This window comes from Pseudomonas sp. DL, assembly GCF_047199225.1.
GTDB lineage: Bacteria > Pseudomonadota > Gammaproteobacteria > Pseudomonadales > Pseudomonadaceae > Pseudomonas > Pseudomonas aeruginosa.
Genome location: NZ_CP178323.1, coordinates 589,891 through 611,795 on the forward strand (window position 1 = coordinate 589,891; position 21,905 = coordinate 611,795).

Consider the following 21,905-nt stretch of genomic DNA (forward strand, 5'->3'; position numbering starts at 1 on the left):
CATGGGCGTCATACGCCTTGCGTGGGAGGCGCGAGGCGTAGGGCGGTACCTGGTGTCCTACTGCGCCTGGGCCTGTTCCAGGCCTTTCTTGGCCTCTTCCAGTTCGGCGCGGGCCTCGGCCAGCTTGGCCTTGCGTTTCTCGATCTTCTCCGGATCGCCCTTGCCCATGGCCTTGCGCAAATCCTTCTCGCGTTCGCTGACCTCGCGCTCGCTGTCGATCACCTTCTGCTTGTTCTCCCTCAGCAGGCCGGCTTCGGTGCAGTGTTCCTTGACCTCGGAGAGGGCCTTTTCCAAGCCGGCCACCTGGCCTTCGTTGGCGAACGAGCGGGCCGTTTCCAGCTTCGCCTCGATGGCGGCCTGCTTGGCGGCGCAACCGCTGAGTGGGGCGCCTTTGGCGGCGCCCGGCTGGGCGGCAGAGAGCGGCAGGGCGACGGCGAGCAGCAGCCCGGCCAGCGGCAGTGAAGGACGAATGGACATCGGTTGGCTCCTTGATCGAACGGCCGGTGCGGTTGCCGGACGACGGCTCGGCCGAGCGTCCTGGCAGGCGGATGAGGCAGGCGGCAGCCGGCGTGACAAAGGCGCAAGTGTGCCAGCAAACGGCACGGTTGTGGTTGTCCGGGAGCAAAGTACGCCGCCCCGGGGTCTCTGGAGAAGGGCCATGGTTCGGGCATTCCGGCACAACCCGGCCTAACGTTGTCCGAAGACACCGAGAACGGGAGAACCGCGATGCGTACGCTGATCCGCCTGGTTCGCACGCTTATCCTGCTGCTGGTCCTGGCGCTGCTCGCCGGCGCCTGGTGGTGGTTGCAGGACGAGGCCCTGCGCCCCCCCGCGCTGGCCGGCCACAGCGAGGACTCGAGTCTGAAGGTCGCGGGCCTGCGCCGGCATTACCTGCTCTACGTGCCGCCGGGCGTGTCCGAGGGAGCGCCGTTGCTGGTGGTGCTGCACGGCTCACGGGGCGACGGCGCGCAGATGCGCCGCATCAGCGGCTACGGCTTCGACCGGCTGGCGGCGCAAGAAGGTTTCCTGGTGGCCTACCCGGACGGCTTCGAGGGCCACTGGAACGATTGCCGCAAGGCCGCCAGCTATTCGGCGCGGCTGCGTGACGTCGATGACGTGGCTTTCCTCCGCGCGCTGGTGGCGCGGCTGGCCCAGGAATACCGCGTCGATTCGCAGCGGGTATATGTCGCCGGCTACTCCAATGGCGGCCAGATGGCTTTCCGCCTGGCCGCCGAAGCGCCGGGGTTGCCGGCGGCGATCGCAGCGGTGGCGGCGAGCCTGCCGACCACGGGGAACGATGCCTGTCGGCCGGTCGAGCGGCCGACCGCGGCGTTGCTGATCAACGGCACGCGCGATCCGATCAATCCCTATCTCGGCGGCAAGGTCAGCCTGTTCGGCTTCGGCGACCGGGGCGCGGTACGCTCGACCCTGGACTCGGCACGCTGGTGGGCCGGCCTGAACGGCATCGCAGCGCCGCCGGACGTGGCGCCGCTGACCCGTCCCGGCCCGGTCTGGACCGAGCGCCAGCGCTGGCAGGAAGACGGCCATCCGCCGGTGGAGCTGCTCAGCGTGCATGGCGGCGGCCACGTGCTGGCGCAGCCGGACTATCGCTTCCCGCGGATTCTCGGCAAGAGCGACCCGGAACTGGACGCGCCAGTGGAAATCTGGCGCTTCTTCAGCCAGTTGCCGCGCTGAGGCTCAGACCTCGAAGACGAATTCCGGACGGAACCCGCCTCTCTCGTGGGGATAGCCGCCCGGATTGGCCAGCACCCGTGCCCGGCCGATGCGGTAGTCGAGGGCGTCGTGGACGTGACCGTGCAGCCAGTAGTCGGCCTGCGCCACCAGTTCGTCGAGGTTGGAAGCGAAGGCTGGCGACAGTGGGTTGCCGACGAACTGCGGCGGGATCGACAGGGCACTGGGCGCGTGGTGGCTGACCACCAGCGTCGGGCCGTCGTGGGGCCGCGCCAGCTGTTCGGCGAGCCAGTCGCGCGAGGCCTGGTGCAGGGCGATGCTCTGCTCGGGGGTGAAGTCGCCACCGAACCAGTCGATGCAGCTGAAGTCCGGCATCGATTGCAGGGCCAGCTCATGGGCGGGTGCATAGCCGTCCGCGCCATAGAGCTGGAAGTCGGTCCACAGGGTGGCGCCGAGGAAGCGCGCCGGGCCGATCCGCGCTTCGTCGTTTTCCAGGAAGTGGATCTCCAGCGCCCGGGCGATATTGCGCATCGCCTGGGTCAGGTCGGTCATTTCCGAGGAGTAGAACTCATGGTTGCCGGCGACGTAGACGATCTCGCTGTCGGCGAAGGTCTCGCGGGCCCAGTGCAGGCCTTCCAGGTGGCTGTGGATATCGCCGGCCAGCACCACCACGTCGGCCTCGACCTCTGGCAGTTGGCGTCGCCCGTCGAAATGTTCGTGGTGGAGGTCGGACAGCAGGCGGATCTTCATGGCACGGCTCGGCGGTAGGCGCGGCGGACCAGCATAGCTCCGCCCACCCCGGGGTTGAAGGCCGACAACGATTGACGCAGGTCATGGCTGTGCGGGAAAACCTCGCTGGCCTCGCTAATTCCCCCATGAAGTTAAGGGACAATTAAGACTGGACGCGCAGGGTTCATTCCAGCGATTCGCGCGTTCTGTCGGGGAGTGGTGCCAATGAAACTGTTATGGGGAGTTCTCGCCGCCGCGCTGGCGGCCTGGGGCCTGACGCTGGCCGTCGATCCGCCGGCGAGCCTGGACATCTGGGTGGTGCGCAAGCAGGCGATCCTGCTTACCGGGGTAGTGTCCTTCGCCCTGATGACGTTGATCATGCTGCTGGCGGTGCGTCCGGTCTGGCTGGAGAAGCCGCTGGACGGGCTCGACCGCATGTACCGCCTGCACAAGTGGGCGGGCATCCTGGCCATCGTCCTCGGCCTGTTGCACTACCTGCTGGAGTTGGCCGGCCCCTGGCTGGCGGGTATCGTCGGCAAACCGGTGAAAGGCCCGCGGGTGGAAACCTTCCTCGATGTCTTCCGTGGCTCGGCCAAGGAGTTGGGTGAATGGTCGGCGTGGATTCTCGGCGGGATGCTGCTGGTCACTCTCTGGCAGCGCTTCCCGTATCACCTCTGGCGTTATGTGCACAAGGCGTTGGCCCTGGTCTACCTGGTACTGGCCTTCCATTCCGTGGTGCTCGCCCCGGCCAGCTACTGGAGCCAGCCGGCCGGCTGGCTGGTGGCGGCCTGCGCACTGCTCGGTTCGGCCTGCGCACTGTTGTCTCTGAGCGGGCGGATCGGTCGCACGCGTCGCCATGCGGGCGTGGTCACCGCCGTCGAGCGGCACGGCGAAAGCCTGCTCGAGGTGACCTGCCGGCTGCAGGGCGACTGGTCGCACAGGGCCGGGCAGTTCGCCTTTCTCACCTGCGACCGCCTGGAGGGTGCCCATCCGTTCACCATCGCCAGCGCCGACCTCGGCTGCGGCGAGGTGCGCTTCAGCATCAAGGCGTTGGGCGACTACACCCGGCGCCTGCAGGACAACCTGGAGGTCGGCGCCAGGGTCGAGGTGGAGGGGCCATACGGCTGCTTCGACTTCCGCCGTGGCTTGGCCGGGCGGCAGGTCTGGGTCGCCGCCGGGATCGGCGTGACGCCGTTCATCGCCTGGCTGGAGTCGCTGCAGGCCGCGCCGGAAAGCGCGCCATCGGTGGAGCTGCACTATTGCGTGCGCAATTCCCAGGAAGCGCTGTTCGCCGGGCGCTTGCGCGAGCTTTGCGAACACCTGCCCAGCGTGACCCTGCACATCCGCTATAGCGACGAGCAGGGCAAGCCGCAGGCGGCGCAACTGGGCGTGCTGAAGAACGCCGAAGGACGCTGGCCGAGCGTCTGGTTCTGCGGTCCGCAGGGGCTGGCCGACAGCCTGCGCCGCGATCTGCGCCGGCAGGGCATGCCGCTGCGGCTGTTCCACCAGGAAGCCTTCCGCATGCGCTGAGCCTGCCGGAAACGAAAAAGCCCCGCCGAAGCGGGGCTTTTTATCGCGCGGTCGCTCAGAGGCCGGCGGCGTCGCGCAGGAGAGCGGCCTTGTCGGTCTTCTCCCAGGTGAACGCGGTGAAGGTATCGCCGTCCACGGTCAGCTCGAACGGATGACGACCGAAGTGGCCGTAGGCCGCGGTCGGCTGGTACATCGGGTGGAGCAGGTCGAGCATCTTGGTGATCGCGTACGGGCGCAGGTCGAAGTGCTCGCGGACCAGTTGCACGATCTTCTCGTCGCTGACCTTGCCGGTGCCGAAGGTGTTGATCGAGATCGAGGTCGGCTGGGCCACGCCGATGGCGTAGGAAACCTGGATCTCGCAACGCTCGGCGAGGCCGGCGGCGACGATGTTCTTCGCCACGTAGCGGCCGGCGTAGGCGGCGGAGCGGTCGACCTTGGACGGGTCCTTGCCGGAGAACGCGCCGCCGCCGTGGCGGGCCATGCCGCCGTAGGAGTCGACGATGATCTTGCGTCCGGTCAGGCCGCAGTCGCCGACCGGGCCGCCGATCACGAAGTTGCCGGTCGGGTTGATGTGGAACTGGGTGTCCTTGTGCAGCAGCTCGGCCGGCAGCACCTGCTTGATGATCAGCTCCATCACGCCGTCGCGCAGGTCGTTATAGGAGACTTCCGGGTTGTGCTGGGTGGACAGCACCACCGCATCGATGCCGACCACCTTGCCGCCTTCGTAGCGGCAGGTCACCTGGGACTTGGCGTCCGGGCGCAGCCATGGCAGCAGGCCGGACTTGCGCGCCTCGGCCTGGCGCTCGACCAGGCGGTGGGAGAAACAGATCGGCGCCGGCATCAGCACGTCGGTCTCGTTGCTGGCGTAGCCGAACATCAGGCCCTGGTCGCCGGCGCCCTGGTCTTCCGGCTTGGCCCGGTCGACGCCCTGGTTGATGTCCACCGACTGCTTGCCGATGATGTTCAGCACGCCGCAGGTGGCGCCATCGAAGCCGACGTCGGAGCTGTCGTAGCCGATGTCGATGATGACCTTGCGCACCAGCTCTTCCAGGTCGACCCAGGCGGAGGTGGTGACTTCACCGGCGATGATCGCCACGCCGGTCTTGACCAGGGTTTCGCATGCCACGCGAGCGTACTTGTCCTTGGCGATGATGGCGTCCAGCACCGCGTCGGAGATCTGGTCCGCGATCTTGTCCGGATGGCCTTCGGACACGGACTCGGAGGTGAAAACGGAATATTCGCTCATCAATCGGTTCCTACATTACCGGTGGGTGAGGCGGCTTTCGGATGCATCCCTGGCGAAGTGCCGGACCTGGATCTGGAAGCCATTGCGTAAACCAATGTAAAGACTCTCGCCGGGCGTGAGCCCTGCGGCGTCGGCCCACTGGGCCAGGTCCTCCTGTTCGAAACCCAACCAGAGGTCGCCGCAGGCCTCCCTGGCCCAGCCCTGGTTGTGCCGGCACAAGTCCGTCACCAGCAGGCTGCCGCCCGGATGGACCAGGCGGGCCAACTGTTTCAGCGCCTCCGCCGGCGCGGCGAAGTGGTGCAGGACCATGTTCAGCACCACGCAATCGGCCGGTTCGGCGGCGTCCTGCAGGGCATCGGCCAATTCCAGGCGGACGTTGCCCAATCCTTCTTCCTTGCAGCGCTGGCGCGCCAGTTCCAGCATCGCCGCGCTGTTGTCCAGCGCCGTGACCTGGCGGAAACGCCTGGCGAGTTCCGGCAGGAATCCGCCGTCCCCCGGGCCGACCTCCAGCGCCGTGGCGCCGGGGGCGAAGGCCAGTGCGTCGAGCAAGGCCAACACGCTCTCACGGTATTGCGGCAGTCCTGCGATCAGGTCCTGCTGGGCCTGGAACTTGTCCGCCGCGCGGGCGAAGAAGTCCTGGCTGACCGCCGCGCGCTGGGCGTGCACGGCATCGATCCGCGCCCGCACGTCGTCGGGTAGCGCCCGTTCGTCCACTTCCTCCAGCAGCGCCGCGTGCAGCGCGCCGCCGGTGCGTTCGGCCAGGGGCAGCGAACGTCGGTAGAAGATCGCGTTGCCCTCGCGGCGCGTCGCCACCAGCCCGGCCTGGGCCAGCACCTTGAGGTGGTGGCTCATGCCCGACTGGCCGATGGCGAAGATCTGCGCCAGCTCCAGCACGCCGAACGAATCGTTGGCCAGGGCGCGCAACACATTCAGTCGCAGCGAGTCGCCAGCCGCCTTGCACAGCGCGGCGAGCGGGTCGTAGTCGTCTGGTCGTATCGAAGGCACGCGAAGGCTCATGGAGGCGCAGTCTAGTACCGGGTCCGAACCCCGGCAATGCCTGTATCAAAAATTTTTGATATTGATGACGGGTGGCCGTCGCGCAATTGCAATCCGGCTGCGCCAGGCTTCTGGCAAAACCGGTCGGCAGCGACATACTGTCCCCCTGCCGATCTGTCATTGCCCCTTGGGCCTTCGGTGGGCGAAAATGGCGCCCTTTTTTTCACTCCTGGTCTTCCGACCAGCAACCCCCGTAGGAGAATTGCGATGCCCAGCCGTCGTGAGCGAGCCAATGCCATCCGTGCACTGAGCATGGATGCCGTGCAGAAAGCCAACAGCGGCCACCCGGGCGCCCCGATGGGCATGGCCGATATCGCCGAGGTCCTCTGGCGCGACTACATGCAGCACAACCCGAGCAACCCGCAGTGGGCCAACCGCGACCGCTTCGTGCTGTCCAACGGCCACGGCTCGATGCTGATCTACTCCCTGCTGCACCTCACCGGGTACGACCTCGGCATCGAGGACCTGAAGAACTTCCGCCAGCTCAACTCGCGCACCCCGGGCCACCCGGAGTACGGCTACACCGCCGGCGTCGAGACCACCACCGGTCCGCTCGGCCAGGGCATCGCCAATGCGGTGGGCATGGCGCTGGCGGAGAAGGTCCTGGCCGCCCAGTTCAACCGCGACGGCCACGCGGTGGTCGACCACTACACCTACGCCTTCCTCGGCGACGGCTGCATGATGGAAGGCATTTCCCATGAGGTCGCCTCGCTGGCCGGCACCCTGCGCCTGAACAAGCTGATCGCCTTCTACGACGACAACGGCATTTCCATCGACGGCGAGGTCCACGGCTGGTTCACCGACGACACCCCGAAGCGCTTCGAGGCCTATGGCTGGCAAGTGATCCGCAACGTCGACGGGCATGACGCCGACGAGATCAAGACCGCCATCGATACCGCGCGCAAGAGCGACCAGCCGACCCTGATCTGCTGCAAGACCGTGATCGGTTTCGGCTCGCCGAACAAGCAGGGCAAGGAAGAGTGCCACGGCGCGCCGCTGGGCGCCGACGAGATCGCCGCGACCCGCGCCGCGCTGGGCTGGGAGCACGCTCCGTTCGAGATCCCGGCGCAGATCTACGCCGAGTGGGACGCCAAGGAAACCGGCGCCGCCCAGGAAGCCGAGTGGAACAAGCGTTTCGCCGCCTACCAGGCTGCCCATCCGGAACTGGCCGCCGAATTGCTGCGCCGCCTGAAGGGCGAGCTGCCGGCCGACTTCGCCGAGAAGGCCGCGGCCTACGTCGCCGATGTTGCCAACAAGGGTGAGACCATCGCCAGCCGCAAGGCCAGCCAGAACGCGCTGAACGCTTTCGGCCCGCTGCTGCCGGAGCTGCTCGGCGGTTCCGCCGACCTGGCCGGCTCCAACCTGACCTTGTGGAAGGGCTGCAAGGGCGTCAGCGCCGACGACGCCGCCGGCAACTACGTGTTCTACGGCGTGCGCGAATTCGGCATGAGCGCGATCATGAATGGCGTCGCCCTGCACGGCGGCTTCATTCCCTACGGTGCGACCTTCCTGATCTTCATGGAATACGCGCGCAACGCCGTGCGCATGTCCGCACTGATGAAGCAGCGCGTGCTCTACGTGTTCACCCACGACTCCATCGGCCTCGGCGAGGACGGCCCGACCCACCAGCCGATCGAACAACTGGCCAGCCTGCGCCTGACCCCGAACCTGGACACCTGGCGCCCGGCCGACGCGGTCGAGTCGGCGGTGGCCTGGAAGCATGCCATCGAGCGTGCCGACGGTCCGTCCGCGCTGATCTTCTCCCGCCAGAACCTGCCGCACCAGGCGCGCGACGTCGCCCAGGTGGCCGACATCGCCCGCGGCGGCTACGTGCTGAAGGACTGCGAAGGCGAGCCGGAACTGATCCTGATCGCCACCGGTTCGGAAGTCGGCCTGGCCGTGCAGGCCTACGACAAGCTCAGCGAGCAGGGCCGCAAGGTCCGTGTGGTATCGATGCCATGCACCAGCGTCTACGAGCAGCAGGACGAGTCCTACAAGCAGTCCGTGCTGCCGGTGGAAGTCGGCGCGCGCATCGCCATCGAGGCCGCCCATGCCGACTACTGGTACAAGTACGTCGGTCTCGACGGGCGCATCATCGGCATGACCAGCTTCGGCGAGTCGGCGCCGGCCCCGGCGCTGTTCGAGCACTTCGGCTTCACCCTGGACAACGTCCTGGCGGTGGCCGAGGAGCTGCTGGAAGACTGATGCACACGCTCTACTGGCGGGACCTCGAAAGCCCCGCCAATGGCGAATGGCTGGGCCTCGCGGTCCAGGTGGAGGGCGCCCATCGGGCGCCCTCTTTCCTTCATCTGCAATCCGGCGGCCAGGCCCGCATTCGCCTGATGCGTGGCGATCAGCCGCTGCTCTGGGCCACCCAGTTGCCGTACCACGATGGCATCTGGCTGGTGAAGAGCCTGGTCGCGGCGAGCCCGGCGCAGGCCAGCGTGCCGCCCATCGACTCGCCGACCCTGGAAGCGTTGCGCGGCCTGCGCGGCGAGGCCCGCTACAAGGCCTGGAGCCGCTATTTCGTCGAGACCCTGCGTACCAGCCCGGGCAGTTGCCTGGAGGCCGGGCGCTGGTTGCTGCGCCTGTCGCTCGCCGAGCAGGTGCCCGCCTGGCAGCCACCGCAGAGCCACGATCCGCGCGAACGGGTGCTGGAACGCTGGCGCTACCGCAGCGTCGGGCGCGACGCACTGTTGCCGGACTGGCGCTTCTACAGCCTGGAGAAGGTCCTCGACGACGACTGGGTGCAGTGGCTCGACTGGTGGGGGCGCGACAACGACGCCCTGATCGCCCTGCGCCGGGTCGAGGATGACGAGGGGCGGGTCAAGTGGTGGCGCAAGAAGGCCCGCGAAGGCGAGCTGCCGCCGGTGCTGGCGCTGCGCCTGAACTGCCTGGATGCCTGCGTGATCCTCGATGGCCACTGCCGGCTGCGCGCCGGCCTGCTGGAGAACGTCGCGCCGGAGATCCTGGTGCTCTGTGCCTACGACGAGCAGCCGATGCCGGTGGATACGGCGCAGCGCGAACGGGTGCTGCAATCGCTGGCGCAGCGGGTCGACGCGCCGGTGCGCCGTGGACGCCGGCCGCTGGATAGCGAACAGCTCAACCAGGTGCTGCTGCGCCTGTTCGACGACCGTCCCTGGCCGCGAGTGCTGACCCGTGCCCGCGCGGTGCTGAAGGAAGAACAGTGGTGCGCGGAAGTGCGCGACTGGCTGGCCGCCCGCGAGCGTCTGGACGCGCTGGAGCCGATCATCCGTCGCGTCGAGTAGCGCGCCAGCGCCGCAGCCATTCCAGGCCTGCCGAGGTGTCGCCGCGCGGACGGTACTCGCAGCCGATCCAGCCCTGGTAGCCGAGCCGGTCGAGTAGCTCGAACAGGTAGGGGTAGTTCACTTCGTTGTCGTCATCCGGCTCGTGGCGGTCGGGTACCCCGGCGATCTGGACGTGGCCGATATTGCCGATGTCGCGACGCAGGGTGGTGGCCAGGTCGCCCTCGACGATCTGGCAGTGGTAGCAGTCGAACTGTACCTGCAGGTTGTCCGCGCCGACCTCGCGGCAGATGGCCTGGGCGTCGTCCTGGCGGGTGAGGAAGAAGCCCGGCATGTCGCGGTTGTTGATCGGCTCTATGAGCACCGTCAGCCCGGCGCCGGCGGCTTCGCGGGCGGCATGGGCGAGGTTGTCGAGGTAGGTCTCGCGGTGGCGGATGCGGTCGGCGCCGGCCGGCAGCAGTCCGGCCATGACATGGATGTGGCGGTTGCCGAGGACCTGGGCATAGTCGATGGCCTGGGCGATGGCGCGGCGGAATTCGGCCTCGCGCCCCGGCAGGCTGGCCAGGCCGCGCTCGCCCCTGTCCCAGTCGCCGGGTGCGGCATTGAACAGCACCTGGCGCAGGCCGTGGTCGTCCAGCCGGGCCTTCAGTTCGGCCGCAGGGTAGGCATAGGGGAACAGGTACTCCACGCCCTCGAAGCCGTCCGCGGCGGCGGCGGCGAAGCGTTCGAGGAAGTCGTGGCGGGGGTAGAGCATGCTGAGGTTGGCGGCGAAGCGGGGCATCTGGCGCTCCTGGCGGTCGGTGGATGCGGGCGAGCCTTGCACAACGGAACGCGGTCGCGCCAGCCAGGTGTCGCATGAATCGTTTCAGCGCCTGCACGCGAGCCGTCGCCGCGGCGCACGCCGCGCCGCGCGGGTCGCGGACGGTTCCCAGGCGGGCCCATCCCCCGCATAATTGGCGCCTTTCACTGGCCCCTTGCCGGAGCTATCCCTGCCGATGTCCACCCCGCCTTTTCGCGTCGCGCTCAATGGCTATGGCCGTATCGGCCGCTGCGTCCTGCGCGCGCTGCACGAGCGCCCGGAGCAACTGGGCTTCGAGATCGTCGCGCTGAACGACCTGGCCGACCAGGCCAGCGTCGAGTACCTGACCCGCTTCGACTCCACCCATGGCCGCTTTCCCGGCGAAGTGAAGGTCGACGGCGACTGCCTGCACATCAACGGCGATTGCGTGAAGGTGCTGCGCAGCCCGACTCCGGAGGCCATCGACTGGCAGGCGCTGCGGGTCGACCTGGTGCTGGAGTGCTCCGGCCAGTACACCAACCGCGCCCAGGCCGAGCGTTTCCTCCGCGCCGGCGCGCCGCGGGTGCTGTTCTCGCAGCCGATGGCGAGCGAGGCGGACATCGACGCCACCATCGTCTATGGGGTCAACCAGCAGGACCTCAGCGGCCGCGAAACGCTGGTCTCCAACGCCTCCTGCACGACCAATTGCGGGGTGCCGCTGCTCAAGCTGCTGAACGAGGCGATCGGCCTGGAATACGTGTCGATCACCACCATCCACTCGGCGATGAACGACCAGCCGGTGATCGACGCCTACCACCATGAGGACCTGCGCCGTACCCGTTCGGCGTTCCAGTCGGTGATCCCGGTGTCCACCGGTCTGGCGCGCGGCATCGAACGCCTGTTGCCGGAACTTGCCGGGCGCATCCAGGCCAAAGCCATACGCGTGCCCACGGTGAACGTCTCGGCGCTGGACATCACCCTGCAGACTTCCCGCGACACCTCCGCCGCCGAGATCAACCGGGTGCTTCGCGAGGCTGCCGAAAGCGGCCCGCTGCGCGGACTGCTGGCTTATACCGAGCTGCCGCACGCCAGTTGCGATTTCAACCACGACCCCCATTCGGCCATCGTCGATGGCAGCCAGACCCGCGTTTCCGGGCCTCGCCTGGTCAACTTGCTGGCCTGGTTCGACAACGAATGGGGATTCGCCAACCGTATGCTCGACGTCGCCGGACACTACCTGCGCGCCGCCGTGCCTGATCAACAAGTACCCAAGGACTGATTGTCATGACCGTGTTGAAGATGACTGACCTCGACCTCAAAGGTAAGCGCGTGCTGATCCGCGAGGACCTCAACGTGCCCGTGAAGGACGGCCAGGTGCAGAGCGATGCACGGATCAAGGCCGCCCTGCCGACCCTCAAGCTGGCCCTGGAGAAGGGCGCGGCGGTGATGGTCTGCTCGCACCTGGGCCGTCCGACCGAGGGCGAGTTCTCCGCCGAGAACAGCCTGAAGCCGGTGGCCGAGTACCTGTCCAAGGCCCTGGGCCGCGAAGTGCCGCTGCTGGCCGACTACCTCGACGGCGTCGAGGTCAAGGCGGGCGACCTGGTGCTGTTCGAGAACGTGCGCTTCAACAAGGGCGAGAAGAAGAACGCTGACGAGCTGGCGCAGAAGTACGCCGCGCTGTGCGACGTGTTCGTGATGGATGCCTTCGGTACCGCCCACCGCGCCGAGGGGTCGACCCACGGCGTGGCCAGGTTCGCCAAGGTCGCCGCCGCCGGCCCGCTGCTGGCCGCCGAACTGGACGCGCTGGGCAAGGCGCTGGACAACCCGGCGCGGCCGATGGCGGCGATCGTCGCCGGCTCCAAGGTTTCCACCAAGCTCGACGTGCTGAACAGCCTGGCCGGCATCTGCGACCAGCTGATCGTCGGCGGCGGCATCGCCAACACCTTCCTCGCCGCGGCCGGACACAAGGTCGGCAAGTCGCTGTACGAGGCCGACCTGGTCGAGACCGCCAAGGCCATCGCCGCCAAGGTCAAGGTGCCGCTGCCGGTGGACGTGGTGGTGGCCAAGGAATTCGCCGAGAGCGCCGTGGCGACCGTCAAGGCCATCGCCGAGGTCGCCGACGACGACATGATCCTCGACATCGGCCCGCAGACCGCCGCGCAGTTCGCCGAGCTGCTGAAGACCTCGAAGACCATCCTGTGGAACGGTCCGGTCGGGGTGTTCGAGTTCGACCAGTTCGGCGAGGGCACCCGTACCCTGGCCAATGCCATCGCCGATAGCGCGGCGTTCTCCATCGCCGGCGGCGGCGATACCCTGGCGGCGATCGACAAGTACGGCATCGCCGAGCGGATCTCCTATATTTCCACCGGTGGCGGCGCGTTCCTCGAGTTCGTCGAGGGCAAGGTCCTGCCGGCCGTGGAAATCCTGGAGCAGCGCGCCAAGGGCTGACGCAGACGGGGCAAACCATTCGCCGTCCTCGGGGGTCACACCTTTGAGGACGACGAAAAAAGGAGGTGCCCCATGCGTTCCGTAACCTTGCCACTCCTGATGTTCTGCCTGGGCCTGGCCGCCTGTAGCGGCGATGGCGGTCGACGCCCGAGCACCTGCGAGGTGATCAGTCCGCCGGACGTGATGGTGCCGACCGAGCAGAACCGCCAGCGGGTCGAGCAGCAGAGCAGCGGCGATCCGACCGCCGGACAAAAGCCGGTGGAATGCCCGTAGTGCTTTTCTGCCAGTTTCTACGGAAAGGGCTGGGGATTCGCCAGCGTACGCAGTAGCATTGCGCCTTTCCTGTGACAGGCAAGGCCAGCCGGCCGCCGCGCGGGCCGCTTGCGGCCCGGCGAGGTGCGGTGGAGCGTTCCGCACGGATGGAGGATGGACATGAACTACTCGCGTATCGCCCTGTTCGGCGGCTTCGCCGCCGCGGCGCTGCTGGCCGGCTGCTCCGCTTCCTCCGGCAAGCCGGGCGGCAAGGACTGGACCCGCTGGACCTGCGACAGCAAGGCGGTGATCGAATGGCGCTATATCGACGGCAGCAAGAACATCGTCGACCTGCGCCTGAAGGACGAGGACGACGTGGTCCACCACTTGGAGCAGGAACCTGCGGCCGTCGGCGCTTTCTATAGCGACGGACGCCTGGGCTTCCACCTGGAGAACGACGAAGGCCTGGTGTACTGGGTCGAAACCGACGACCTCATCGGTCGCGGTTGCAAGGCGCGCTGAGTCGCGCCGGCAGGGGCGCGGCGCCGCGACCGCTCCTCGCAAGGAACTTGAACCGGGCCTGCCCCTGCGGCAGGCTTCTGAATCACTGAACGACCCCGCGATTGGGAGATACGAGAACCATGGCACTCATCAGCATGCGCCAGATGCTGGATCACGCCGCCGAATTCGGCTACGGCGTGCCGGCCTTCAACGTCAACAACCTCGAGCAGATGCGCGCCATCATGGAAGCGGCCGACAAGACCGATTCGCCCGTGATCGTCCAGGCTTCCGCCGGTGCTCGCAAATACGCCGGCGCGCCCTTCCTGCGCCACCTGATCCTCGCCGCGATCGAAGAATTCCCGCACATCCCGGTGGTCATGCACCAGGATCACGGCACCAGTCCCGACGTCTGCCAGCGTTCCATCCAGCTGGGCTTCAGCTCGGTGATGATGGACGGCTCCCTGCGTGAAGACGGCAAGACCCCTGCCGACTACGACTACAACGTCCGCGTGACCCAGCAGACCGTGGCGTTCGCCCATGCCTGCGGCGTGTCCGTGGAAGGCGAGCTGGGCTGCCTGGGTTCCCTGGAAACCGGCATGGCCGGCGAGGAAGACGGCGTCGGCGCGGAAGGCGTGCTGGACCACAGCCAGTTGCTGACCGATCCGGAAGAAGCCGCCGACTTCGTGAAGAAGACCAAGGTCGACGCCCTGGCCATCGCCATCGGCACCAGCCACGGCGCCTACAAGTTCACCAAGCCGCCGACCGGGGACACCCTGTCGATCCAGCGCATCAAGGAAATCCACGCGCGCATCCCGGACACCCACCTGGTGATGCACGGCTCTTCCTCGGTACCGCAGGACTGGCTGGCGATCATCAACGAGTACGGCGGCGAGATCAAAGAGACCTACGGCGTGCCGGTCGAGGAAATCGTCGAGGGCATCAAGTACGGCGTGCGCAAGGTGAACATCGACACCGACCTGCGCCTGGCTTCCACCGGTGCCATCCGCCGCTTCCTGGCGCAGAACCCGAGCGAGTTCGACCCGCGCAAATACTTCTCCAAGACCGTCGAGGCCATGCGCGACATCTGCATCGCTCGCTACGAAGCCTTCGGCACCGCCGGCAACGCTTCCAAGATCAAGCCGATCTCCCTGGAAGGCATGTTCCAGCGCTACGCTCGCGGCGAGCTGGATCCGAAGGTCAACTAAGCGCCTTCGTTCGAACGGGAGCCCCGCTGGTCGGGGCTCTTGCACATCCGCCCCGGGGAAATCCGATGCGCCGCTGGCTCCTGACCCTGCCGTTCCTGCTGCTGGCCGGTTGCGCTGGCCTGCACGCGCCGTCCCGCGACGTCGAGGAGGCCGCGTCGCCGAGCGTAGCGCGCGATCCCGCCGACCCGCAGGATTGCCTGGCGCGCAGCGACTGCACGACCAAGACTTCGCGCACCCTGCTGTTCGTCTTCGACTATGCAGAGGCCGGCGGCGAACTGGTGGTGCGCGACGGCCGCCAACTGGAAACCCCGCCGGCGCCGCAACGCTCCACCTGGCCGGCGTTGCGCATCCAACTGGCCGAGCCGGTCAACGGTCGCTTCGAGTTCGAGAGCCCCTGCCTGCGCAAGAGCGGCAAGGGTTGCCGCTACAGCCAGGCTATGCTGCTGAAGGTCTACCGCAGCTACCTGGTCGGCAAGCCTTGCTCGCTGCTCAGCCCTCGCGCAGTGAAACGCTGCGTCGACCCGGCGGCGACCGCCGCGCGGCGCTGAGTCAGGGCTGCAGGTCGAACAGCGCCTTGCCGTCCATGTCGAACGGCGCCGAGAAATGCTCGTGGATCACCTTCCAGCCGTCGCCGTGCTTGCGGTAGCCGGCGCTGACCCGCATCCACGAGGAGTGCGGCTGGCCGTCCGGGCCGGTGCCGCCGCAGTGGCAGAGGTAGTGGGCGAAGGCGACCTGCGGGTCGGCATGGATCTGCAGTTCGGCGATATCGAAGGTCATCGGTCCTTTGCACATCTCGGTGCAGGCCTGCCAGTGCTTCTGGTAGGCGTCGCGCCCCTTGAATTGCAATTGCAGGATGGCGTCGAAGGCGACGATGTCCTCCGCGTAGTACGAGACGATGCGCGGAACGTCGCTGGCGCGGACGGCGGCTCGCCAGTCTTCGATCAATTGGCGGATGGCGCTGACTTCGCTGCTCATGGCTGACTCCTGGTTGTGGCGGGGGACGCCGGCGTGTGCCGGGATGCTTTTACCCTGGTCGTCGGGTGGGCCTTCGGATCGACAATAGCCTCTTCCCCGAGAGGTCCACGAAGCCCCTGACCAATGGCTGCGAGCCACGCCGCGCAAGGCTTTGAACCGTTCGTCTGGAATTCGTGGGAAAACCGCTGTGCTATACCTCGGGCTTTCCCTGCCGCCCAGGAGGTCCCTCATGTCGTCCGTACACAGCGCCGCCCAGCAAGGTTTCAGCGCCGAGGCCCAGCGTTACGCCCAGGGCCGGCCCGAGTATCCGGAAGCGCTCTCCGACTGGTTGCGCGATGCCCTTGGCCTGCGTCCGCAGACCGTCGCGGTGGACCTCGGCGCCGGCACCGGCAAGTTCACCCGCCTGCTGGCCCGTACCGGCGCGCGAGTGGTCGCGGTGGAACCGGTGGATGCGATGCGCGCCCAGCTTGCCGAAGCCTTGCCGCAGGTCCAGGCGCTGGCCGGTAGCGCCCAGTCGATTCCGCTGGCCAACGGCTTCGCCGACGCCCTGGTGTGCGCACAGGCCTTCCATTGGTTCGCCACCGTGGAGGCGCTGGAGGAAATGCGCCGCGTGCTGACGGCGGAAGGCAGGCTGGGGCTGGTGTGGAACGTGCGTGACGAGTCGCTGGATTGGGTCGCCGAGATCACTCGCATCATCACCCCCTACGAAGGCGACGCGCCGCGCTTCTACAAGGGCGACTGGCGTCGGCCGTTCGAGCGCGCGCCCTTCGGACCGCTGCGCTTGTCCACCTTCGCCTACGAGCATGTCGGCCCGCCGGAGCAGGTGATCGTCTCGCGCTTCCTTTCGGTGAGCTTCATCGCCGCCTTGCCGGAGACGGAAAAGAACGCCGTGGCGGCGCAATTGCGCGAGCTGGTCGCCAGCCATCCGGCGCTCAAGGGGAGGGAGCAGGTAGCGCTGCCCTATCGCACCGAGGCCTATCTGGCCGAGGCGCGCTAGGCGTACTGCCCCGCCGCATAACCCGAGGCCCAGGCCCACTGGAAGTTGAAGCCGCCGAGGTGGCCGCTGACGTCCAGTACTTCGCCGACGAAATACAGCCCCGGCGAGCGCTGCGACTCCATGGTCTTCGACGACACTTCGTCGGTGCTCACCCCGCCCAGGGTCACTTCCGCGGTGCGGTAGCCCTCGGTGCCCGAGGGCGTGACCCGCCAGGCCGAAAGCTGCCCGGCGATACCCGCCAGTTCGGTCGGGGTGTACTGTTTCATCGGCTTGGAGACGAACCAGCGGTCGGCCAGCAGTCCGGCGAGCTTCTTGGTGAACAACTCGGCGAGCAGGGTCTTCAGCTCGCTGTTGGGACGCTCGCGCTGTTGCTGCGCCAGCCATTCGCTGGCGTCGTGGTCCGGCAGCAGGTCGATTTCCAGGGTATCGCCCGGTTGCCAGTAGGAGGAAATCTGCAACATCGCCGGGCCGCTGAGGCCGCGATGGGTGAACAGCAGGTTCTCGCGGAACGCTTGGCCGTTGCAGCTCACCCGGCAATCCACGGAGGTGCCGGAAAGCTCGGCGCACAGCTCCTTCAGCTGGTCGGTGATGGTGAACGGCACCAGGCCGGCGCGGGTCGGCAGCACCTCGTGGCCGAACTGGCGCGCCACCTGGTAGCCGAAACCGCTAGCGCCGAGGGTCGGGATCGACAGGCCGCCGCTGGCGATCACCAGCGACTCGCAGCGCATCTCGCCGGCGCTGGTACGCAGGTGGTAGCCGGCGTCGTCGCGGGCGATCTCTTCGATCGAGGTGTCCAGCAGGATTTCCGCTCCGGCCTCGGCGCATTCGCGCAGCAGCATCTCGAGGATGTCGCTGGACTTGTTGTCGCAGAACAGCTGGCCGAGTTTCTTCTCGTGGTACGGCACCTGGTGCTTGGCCACCAGGCCGATGAAGTCCCACTGGGTGTAGCGGGCCAGCGCCGACTTGCAGAAGTGCGGATTGCGCGAAAGGAAGTTGGCCGGCTCGGTGTACAGGTTGGTGAAATTGCAGCGCCCGCCGCCGGACATGAGGATCTTCTTGCCGGCCTTGTTGGCGTGGTCGAGTACCCGCACGCGGCGCCCGCGTCCGGCCGCCGTCATCGCACACATCAGCCCGGCCGCCCCGGCGCCAACGATCAGCACATCTGTACTTGCCACTGTCCCACTCCGCTCATCGGAAACGGCGCGCATCTTACCCGAAGCGGCGGTCGGCCGCCGGAGCTCCCGACGCGGTACACTGGGCGTTTTCCGCGAACCGCCGGACCCGTGCATGATCCCCCTCAAGTACCTCCAGGCCTATCCCGCATCGCTGCAGGACCAGGTCCGCCAGCTGATCGCCGAGAACCGCCTGGGCGAGTACCTCGAGCGCCGCTACCCGGGGCGTCACGATGTGCAGAGCGACAAGGCGCTGTACGCCTACACCATGAACCTCAAGCAGGAACACCTGCGCAACGCGCCGGGCCTGGACAAGGTGCTCTACGACAACAAGCTCGACGTGGTCCAGCGTGCCCTCGGCCTGCACACCGCGATCTCGCGGGTGCAGGGCGGCAAGCTCAAGGCGAAGAAGGAAATCCGCGTGGCTTCCCTGTTCAAGGACGCCGCCCCGGAGTTCCTGCGGATGATCGTCGTCCACGAACTCGCCCACCTGAAGGAAAGCGAGCACAACAAGGCGTTCTACCAGCTCTGCCAGTACATGCTGCCGGACTATCACCAACTGGAGTTCGACCTGCGGGTGTACCTGACCTGGAAGAGTCTCTAGCGGCTGTTACAAGGATGAATTCTCGATGGGAAGCGCTTCGCAACGTTCGGTGCAGGATCTTTATGAGGACGTGGGAGATCACTACCGGATCTTTATCCGGGCGCCATTCTTTCAATTGCTGAAACACAGGGACTACTGGGTTCCCCTGCTGTATTTCTTCTTCGTGTTGATCACGATGTTCTGGGACTTGTATTGCCACTCCGGACAGTACCTCTACGAAGTCAGGAGTCTGCTGCCTTTCTATCTGTTCCCCTTTCTGATCGCTGCGCTACGGATAGGCGATATCGTCGTCGATACGCGCTGTCGCAATGTGGAGAGCCTGGGAGGCTTCGAGCGCTCCGCCGAGAGCAGTCGCTACGTCCAGCTTTCCCTCTACGAACGGCAATGGTTCCGGCTGCGGTACCAGGCCTATGGCAGTAACCTCCGCTGCCTGGCGGGCGATCTGGTGGAGAACTGGCGCCTCTGGAAGGAGGTGAATTCGAAGGCCGCGAAGGATATCGACGGCGCAGTGATGCTGCGATTCTTTCTGCCTCCCCGGGATCTTGCTCGTCTGGTCACGCTGTTGGCTGCGCTCATTGCGGTCATCGCCACGCTCATCATTACCCTGGGGGCTGACAGGCAGGGCTATTTCGAGTTTGTCGACAACCTGCCCGCCTATCTGAAACTGTATTGGGGCGTCGTTTTCATCGTTGCCTTCAGCGGTCCATACATGATCTTCCTGGGGATGCAGGCGCGCCTGGTACTGCGCGCAATGATCGACGCATTGTCCATTTCCCAACCAAGCGACAAGCTGTTCTATCAATTCATCCAGCGGCTCATCTGGGCGGACGGAGTGAAACCGGCGAATCCCAGTGCCAACAGCAGGGTGCTACGGGCGGTCGACTCCATGGTCGATTTCTTCTACGAGGAGTGGAGAAGCGCCATCGGCAAGCTTGTGCTGTGGCTCGTTGCCCTGCTTGCGCTGCTTCTTTGCACGCTTTTGCATTGCCTGCTCCGAGTCTTTTGCTCGGCGAGAACGTTGGGAGAGGCGCTGATGCGGATTCTCTTGGCTGTTCTGGGGAGCGTTTGCCGGATAGTCGCGGCGATCCAGCGCTTGAATCTTGCCGTGCCCTTCCACTGGACCTTCTTCGTGCTGACGGGAACGGGAGCCTTGTTCGCAACCCTCTGCGGGCAGCCCTGACTCAGACTGTCCGGCGCAAGCGCGCCACCGTCTCCGGCAGTTCGCGCATGTGCTCGACGATGGCGATGGCGCCCAGCTCGCGCAGTACCTCGGCGTGCCCGGCGGGAATGTGCCCGGCGCCGACGAAGCCGATCACCCGCATCCCCGCGGCGAGGGCGGCGCGGGTGCCGGTGCTGCTGTCTTCCACCACCAGGCAACGCTCGGGGGCGACGCCGAGCAGGCTGGCGGCGTGCAGGTAGACGTCGGGTGCGGGCTTGGGCAGGGCGACCATATCGGCGCTGGCCAGGCGTTCGCCGATCAGTTCGCTGAGCCCGGCGCGCGCCAGCGAGCGCTCCAGGCTGTGGCGGCGGCTGTTGGAGGCCACCGCGACGGGCAGGTCCAGGGCCAGCAGCGCCTCGCGTGCGCCGGGAATGGGTTGGACCTGGGCGACCATCTCCTCGCTGCGCTGGCGCACCTCGCGGTTGAAGCTGTCGGGGATGCGCAGGCCGAAGTGCTTCTCGACGCGATCGAGGATGTCGCGGCTGGTCAGGCCGAAGGTGCCTTCCAGCAGGCGCTGCAGCTCCTCCAGCGGCGCGTAGGCGCTGAGCGCCTCGTACATCACGCGCTCGGCGATGACCTCGCTGTCGACCAGGACGCCGTCGCAGTCGGAAATCAGTGCGTCGATGGGGTGGGGCATGGGCTACCTCGCTGCGGGCGTTGGCGCAGGGCGCCGGAGTGGGAGCGAGGCATTCTAACCCCGGTCAGGGGCGGGAAGGGAAACAGGGAGAGGGAGAACGCCGGGCCGTGCGGCCCGGCGGGAAGGAATCAGGCGATGCCCTTCGGGTTCTGGCCGTACTGGTTCTGGCCGGCGTCGCTGTCCTTGGCCAGCAGGTAGATCAGGTACAGGCCGACGATCGGGATCAGCGCGATCAGCATCCACCAGCCGCTCTTGTTGATGTCGTGCAGACGCCGGGCGGTGACGCCCAGGGCCGGCAGCAGCACGGCGAGCGAGTAGAGATTGGCGATCGGCAGGAGCTTTTCACTGATCAGGCCGAGCACGACGCTCAGCGCGACGGAGATGATGATGTTCACCAGGGTGAACATCCAGTATTCCTTGCGACGGGCACGCCCGTTGAAGTCGAAGTAGTGTTCCTTCACGCATTTCAGAAACCATTCCATGTTTGCCTCCTGGGCGTACTGGTAAAGCGGGAGAGTGGGTGCCGCGACAAGTACCCCCGCGCCTCCTTGCCGGGAAAGCACAGTGTAGCCGTACTGTCAGTGAATTCGTACAGGATGTTGCGAAAATCATTCACATTGCATAGCAGCGGATCGCCGAAATGTGCGCCGGTAGCGCTTTCAGCGAGCGGAGTCGGCCTGGCGGCGGAAACGGCCCGGCGATTCGCCGAAGGCCTGGCGGAAATTGCGGGAAAACGCCGCCTCCGACTGGTAGCCGGTCTCGGCGGCGATATCCAGCAGGCTCTTCTGCGTTTGTCGCAGCAGGCCGCGAGCCTTCTCCATGCGGATGCGGGTCAGCAGGTTCCACGGCGAGGTTCCGCCGAGGGCGGAGAAGGCGCGGACGAAACTGGCCCGCGACATCGCCGCCTGCTGGGCAAGCTGTTCCAGGGTCCAGGCATGCTCCGGGCGTTCCAGCATGGCCCGCAGGGCTCGTCCCAGGCGGGCGTCGCCCAGCAGGCCGAACAGGCCGTCGCCCAGCGGTTGGCGGTCCAGGTAGGCGCGCAGGGCCAGGGCGAACAGCGCGGTGGCCAGCGCGTCGATGATCGAGCGGGCGCCGCTGCGGGTGCTCTCGGCTTCCTCGCGCATCAACCCGATCAGCGCGCGCAGGGGCTGCTGGGTCGACTCGTCCATATGCACCAGCAGGCGCTCGGGTAGCGCGCCGAACAGGCTGGCACCGGCGTGATAGCGGTAGCTGCCGCAAAGCATGTCGAGGGCCTCGCCGGGGCCGTTCAACTGGTACAGCGGGATGCTGCCGCGGTGCTCTACGGTGGGTTCGCAGGGTTGCGCCGGGCTGTCGCTGCGCAGGAGGTGCGGGGTGCCGCGTGGCAACAGAATCAGGTCGCCGGGATGCAGGTCGAGGCGACCGCCATCGAGGAATTCGCAATAGCAGGTGCCGGCCATGACGATATGGAAGGTCGCCTCGCCGGGCACCGCTTGCGGGTGCTCCAGCGCCCAGCTGCCCTGTAGCTGGCAGCGCTGGTCGAGGCGGCCCTGCAGGTTGGCGAGCTGGATGAGCCGGTCGAGTGGGTCCATGGGATGAGCCGATCAGGTCGAAAGTAG

General features: G+C 66.9%; 23 protein-coding genes. 13 read left to right on the plus strand and 10 right to left on the minus strand.

What is annotated here, in order from left to right:
- Positions 1–57 precede the first annotated feature (57 nt).
- On the minus strand, positions 58–477 hold the full coding sequence (locus tag ACI766_RS02725) for a DUF1090 domain-containing protein (protein ID WP_003101589.1): 420 nt from the start codon (positions 475–477) through the stop codon (positions 58–60).
- Positions 478–726: 249 nt separating this feature from the next.
- Here ACI766_RS02725 and ACI766_RS02730 point away from each other — a divergent pair, with 249 nt between their 5' ends.
- Positions 727–1,695: an alpha/beta hydrolase family esterase gene (locus ACI766_RS02730; protein ID WP_003101591.1), complete on the plus strand. Its 969-nt coding sequence runs from the start codon at positions 727–729 to the stop codon at positions 1,693–1,695.
- Positions 1,696–1,698: 3 nt separating this feature from the next.
- Here ACI766_RS02730 and ACI766_RS02735 read toward each other — a convergent pair whose 3' ends face one another.
- Entirely contained in the window at positions 1,699–2,442 is a 744-nt protein-coding gene (locus tag ACI766_RS02735) for a metallophosphoesterase (protein ID WP_003101593.1), read from the minus strand.
- Between the two features lie 204 nt (positions 2,443–2,646).
- Here ACI766_RS02735 and ACI766_RS02740 point away from each other — a divergent pair, with 204 nt between their 5' ends.
- Positions 2,647–3,951, plus strand: a complete 1,305-nt coding sequence (locus tag ACI766_RS02740; RefSeq protein WP_023113357.1) for a ferric reductase-like transmembrane domain-containing protein — start codon at positions 2,647–2,649, stop codon at positions 3,949–3,951.
- Positions 3,952–4,006: 55 nt separating this feature from the next.
- Here ACI766_RS02740 and metK read toward each other — a convergent pair whose 3' ends face one another.
- Both metK and ACI766_RS02750 read right to left on the minus strand, forming a co-directional pair.
- Entirely contained in the window at positions 4,007–5,197 is a 1,191-nt protein-coding gene (gene metK / locus ACI766_RS02745) for a methionine adenosyltransferase (protein WP_003084948.1), read from the minus strand.
- 15 nt (positions 5,198–5,212) lie between these two features.
- Complete coding sequence (locus ACI766_RS02750) at positions 5,213–6,214, minus strand: ArsR/SmtB family transcription factor (RefSeq protein WP_003113231.1); 1,002 nt, start codon at positions 6,212–6,214, stop codon at positions 5,213–5,215.
- 246 nt (positions 6,215–6,460) lie between these two features.
- Between ACI766_RS02750 and tkt the strand changes: the two genes are divergently transcribed.
- Both tkt and ACI766_RS02760 read left to right on the plus strand, forming a co-directional pair.
- Positions 6,461–8,458, plus strand: coding sequence for a transketolase (tkt, locus tag ACI766_RS02755; protein ID WP_003110216.1), 1,998 nt, complete (start codon positions 6,461–6,463; stop codon positions 8,456–8,458).
- Positions 8,458–9,522 (plus strand): hypothetical protein, encoded by a 1,065-nt coding sequence (locus ACI766_RS02760; protein WP_003101600.1) that lies wholly within the window; start codon positions 8,458–8,460, stop codon positions 9,520–9,522. The genes tkt and ACI766_RS02760 overlap by 1 nt, the downstream gene beginning before the upstream one ends.
- Here the strand turns inward: ACI766_RS02760 and otnI are convergent.
- Positions 9,503–10,300 carry a 2-oxo-tetronate isomerase gene (gene otnI, locus ACI766_RS02765; RefSeq protein WP_023086822.1) on the minus strand — a complete coding sequence of 266 codons (798 nt, stop codon included), beginning with the start codon at positions 10,298–10,300 and terminating at the stop codon, positions 9,503–9,505. The two genes, ACI766_RS02760 and otnI, sit on opposite strands and share 20 nt — an antisense overlap.
- Positions 10,301–10,514: 214 nt before the next feature.
- Here otnI and epd point away from each other — a divergent pair, with 214 nt between their 5' ends.
- The 6 genes from epd to ACI766_RS02795 all read left to right on the plus strand — a co-directional run bounded on the left by epd (position 10,515) and on the right by ACI766_RS02795 (position 15,251).
- A complete protein-coding gene (gene epd / locus ACI766_RS02770) occupies positions 10,515–11,576 on the plus strand; it encodes an erythrose-4-phosphate dehydrogenase (protein ID WP_003084958.1) in 1,062 nt (353 codons plus the stop codon).
- Between the two features lie 5 nt (positions 11,577–11,581).
- Entirely contained in the window at positions 11,582–12,745 is a 1,164-nt protein-coding gene (locus tag ACI766_RS02775) for a phosphoglycerate kinase (protein ID WP_003101603.1), read from the plus strand.
- Between the two features lie 72 nt (positions 12,746–12,817).
- The gene (locus ACI766_RS02780; protein ID WP_003084961.1) at positions 12,818–13,018 is read left to right on the plus strand and encodes a hypothetical protein; all 201 of its coding nucleotides are present in this window, start codon (positions 12,818–12,820) and stop codon (positions 13,016–13,018) included.
- Positions 13,019–13,177: 159 nt separating this feature from the next.
- Positions 13,178–13,519: an MliC family protein gene (locus ACI766_RS02785; RefSeq protein WP_003113229.1), complete on the plus strand. Its 342-nt coding sequence runs from the start codon at positions 13,178–13,180 to the stop codon at positions 13,517–13,519.
- Positions 13,520–13,638: 119 nt separating this feature from the next.
- Positions 13,639–14,703, plus strand: a complete 1,065-nt coding sequence (gene fba / locus ACI766_RS02790) for a class II fructose-bisphosphate aldolase (RefSeq protein ID WP_003084964.1) — start codon at positions 13,639–13,641, stop codon at positions 14,701–14,703.
- A 65-nt stretch (positions 14,704–14,768) separates the two neighbouring features.
- The gene (locus ACI766_RS02795; protein ID WP_003113228.1) at positions 14,769–15,251 is read left to right on the plus strand and encodes a hypothetical protein; all 483 of its coding nucleotides are present in this window, start codon (positions 14,769–14,771) and stop codon (positions 15,249–15,251) included.
- A 1-nt stretch (position 15,252) separates the two neighbouring features.
- Here ACI766_RS02795 and ACI766_RS02800 read toward each other — a convergent pair whose 3' ends face one another.
- Complete coding sequence (locus ACI766_RS02800; protein ID WP_003101606.1) at positions 15,253–15,678, minus strand: YybH family protein; 426 nt, start codon at positions 15,676–15,678, stop codon at positions 15,253–15,255.
- 229 nt (positions 15,679–15,907) lie between these two features.
- Between ACI766_RS02800 and ACI766_RS02805 the strand changes: the two genes are divergently transcribed.
- The gene (locus ACI766_RS02805; protein ID WP_003101607.1) at positions 15,908–16,675 is read left to right on the plus strand and encodes a class I SAM-dependent methyltransferase; all 768 of its coding nucleotides are present in this window, start codon (positions 15,908–15,910) and stop codon (positions 16,673–16,675) included.
- Here ACI766_RS02805 and ACI766_RS02810 read toward each other — a convergent pair.
- Positions 16,672–17,850, minus strand: a complete 1,179-nt coding sequence (locus tag ACI766_RS02810) for an NAD(P)/FAD-dependent oxidoreductase (RefSeq protein ID WP_033974064.1) — start codon at positions 17,848–17,850, stop codon at positions 16,672–16,674. The genes ACI766_RS02805 and ACI766_RS02810 overlap by 4 nt on opposite strands.
- A 112-nt stretch (positions 17,851–17,962) precedes the next feature.
- On the opposite strand from ACI766_RS02810, the gene ACI766_RS02815 reads away from it, so the two are divergent.
- Positions 17,963–18,451: a M48 family metallopeptidase gene (locus ACI766_RS02815; RefSeq protein ID WP_003084971.1), complete on the plus strand. Its 489-nt coding sequence runs from the start codon at positions 17,963–17,965 to the stop codon at positions 18,449–18,451.
- A 25-nt stretch (positions 18,452–18,476) separates the two neighbouring features.
- Positions 18,477–19,631, plus strand: coding sequence for a hypothetical protein (locus tag ACI766_RS02820; RefSeq protein WP_003121810.1), 1,155 nt, complete (start codon positions 18,477–18,479; stop codon positions 19,629–19,631).
- Position 19,632: 1 nt separating this feature from the next.
- Here ACI766_RS02820 and ACI766_RS02825 read toward each other — a convergent pair whose 3' ends face one another.
- The 3 genes from ACI766_RS02825 to ACI766_RS02835 all read right to left on the minus strand — a co-directional run bounded on the left by ACI766_RS02825 (position 19,633) and on the right by ACI766_RS02835 (position 21,878).
- Positions 19,633–20,307, minus strand: coding sequence for an HAD family hydrolase (locus ACI766_RS02825; protein ID WP_003101612.1), 675 nt, complete (start codon positions 20,305–20,307; stop codon positions 19,633–19,635).
- A 128-nt stretch (positions 20,308–20,435) separates the two neighbouring features.
- Complete coding sequence (locus tag ACI766_RS02830; protein ID WP_003084974.1) at positions 20,436–20,789, minus strand: DUF805 domain-containing protein; 354 nt, start codon at positions 20,787–20,789, stop codon at positions 20,436–20,438.
- A 177-nt stretch (positions 20,790–20,966) separates the two neighbouring features.
- Positions 20,967–21,878, minus strand: coding sequence for an AraC family transcriptional regulator (locus ACI766_RS02835; RefSeq protein WP_003113225.1), 912 nt, complete (start codon positions 21,876–21,878; stop codon positions 20,967–20,969).
- Positions 21,879–21,905: the final 27 nt, after the last annotated feature.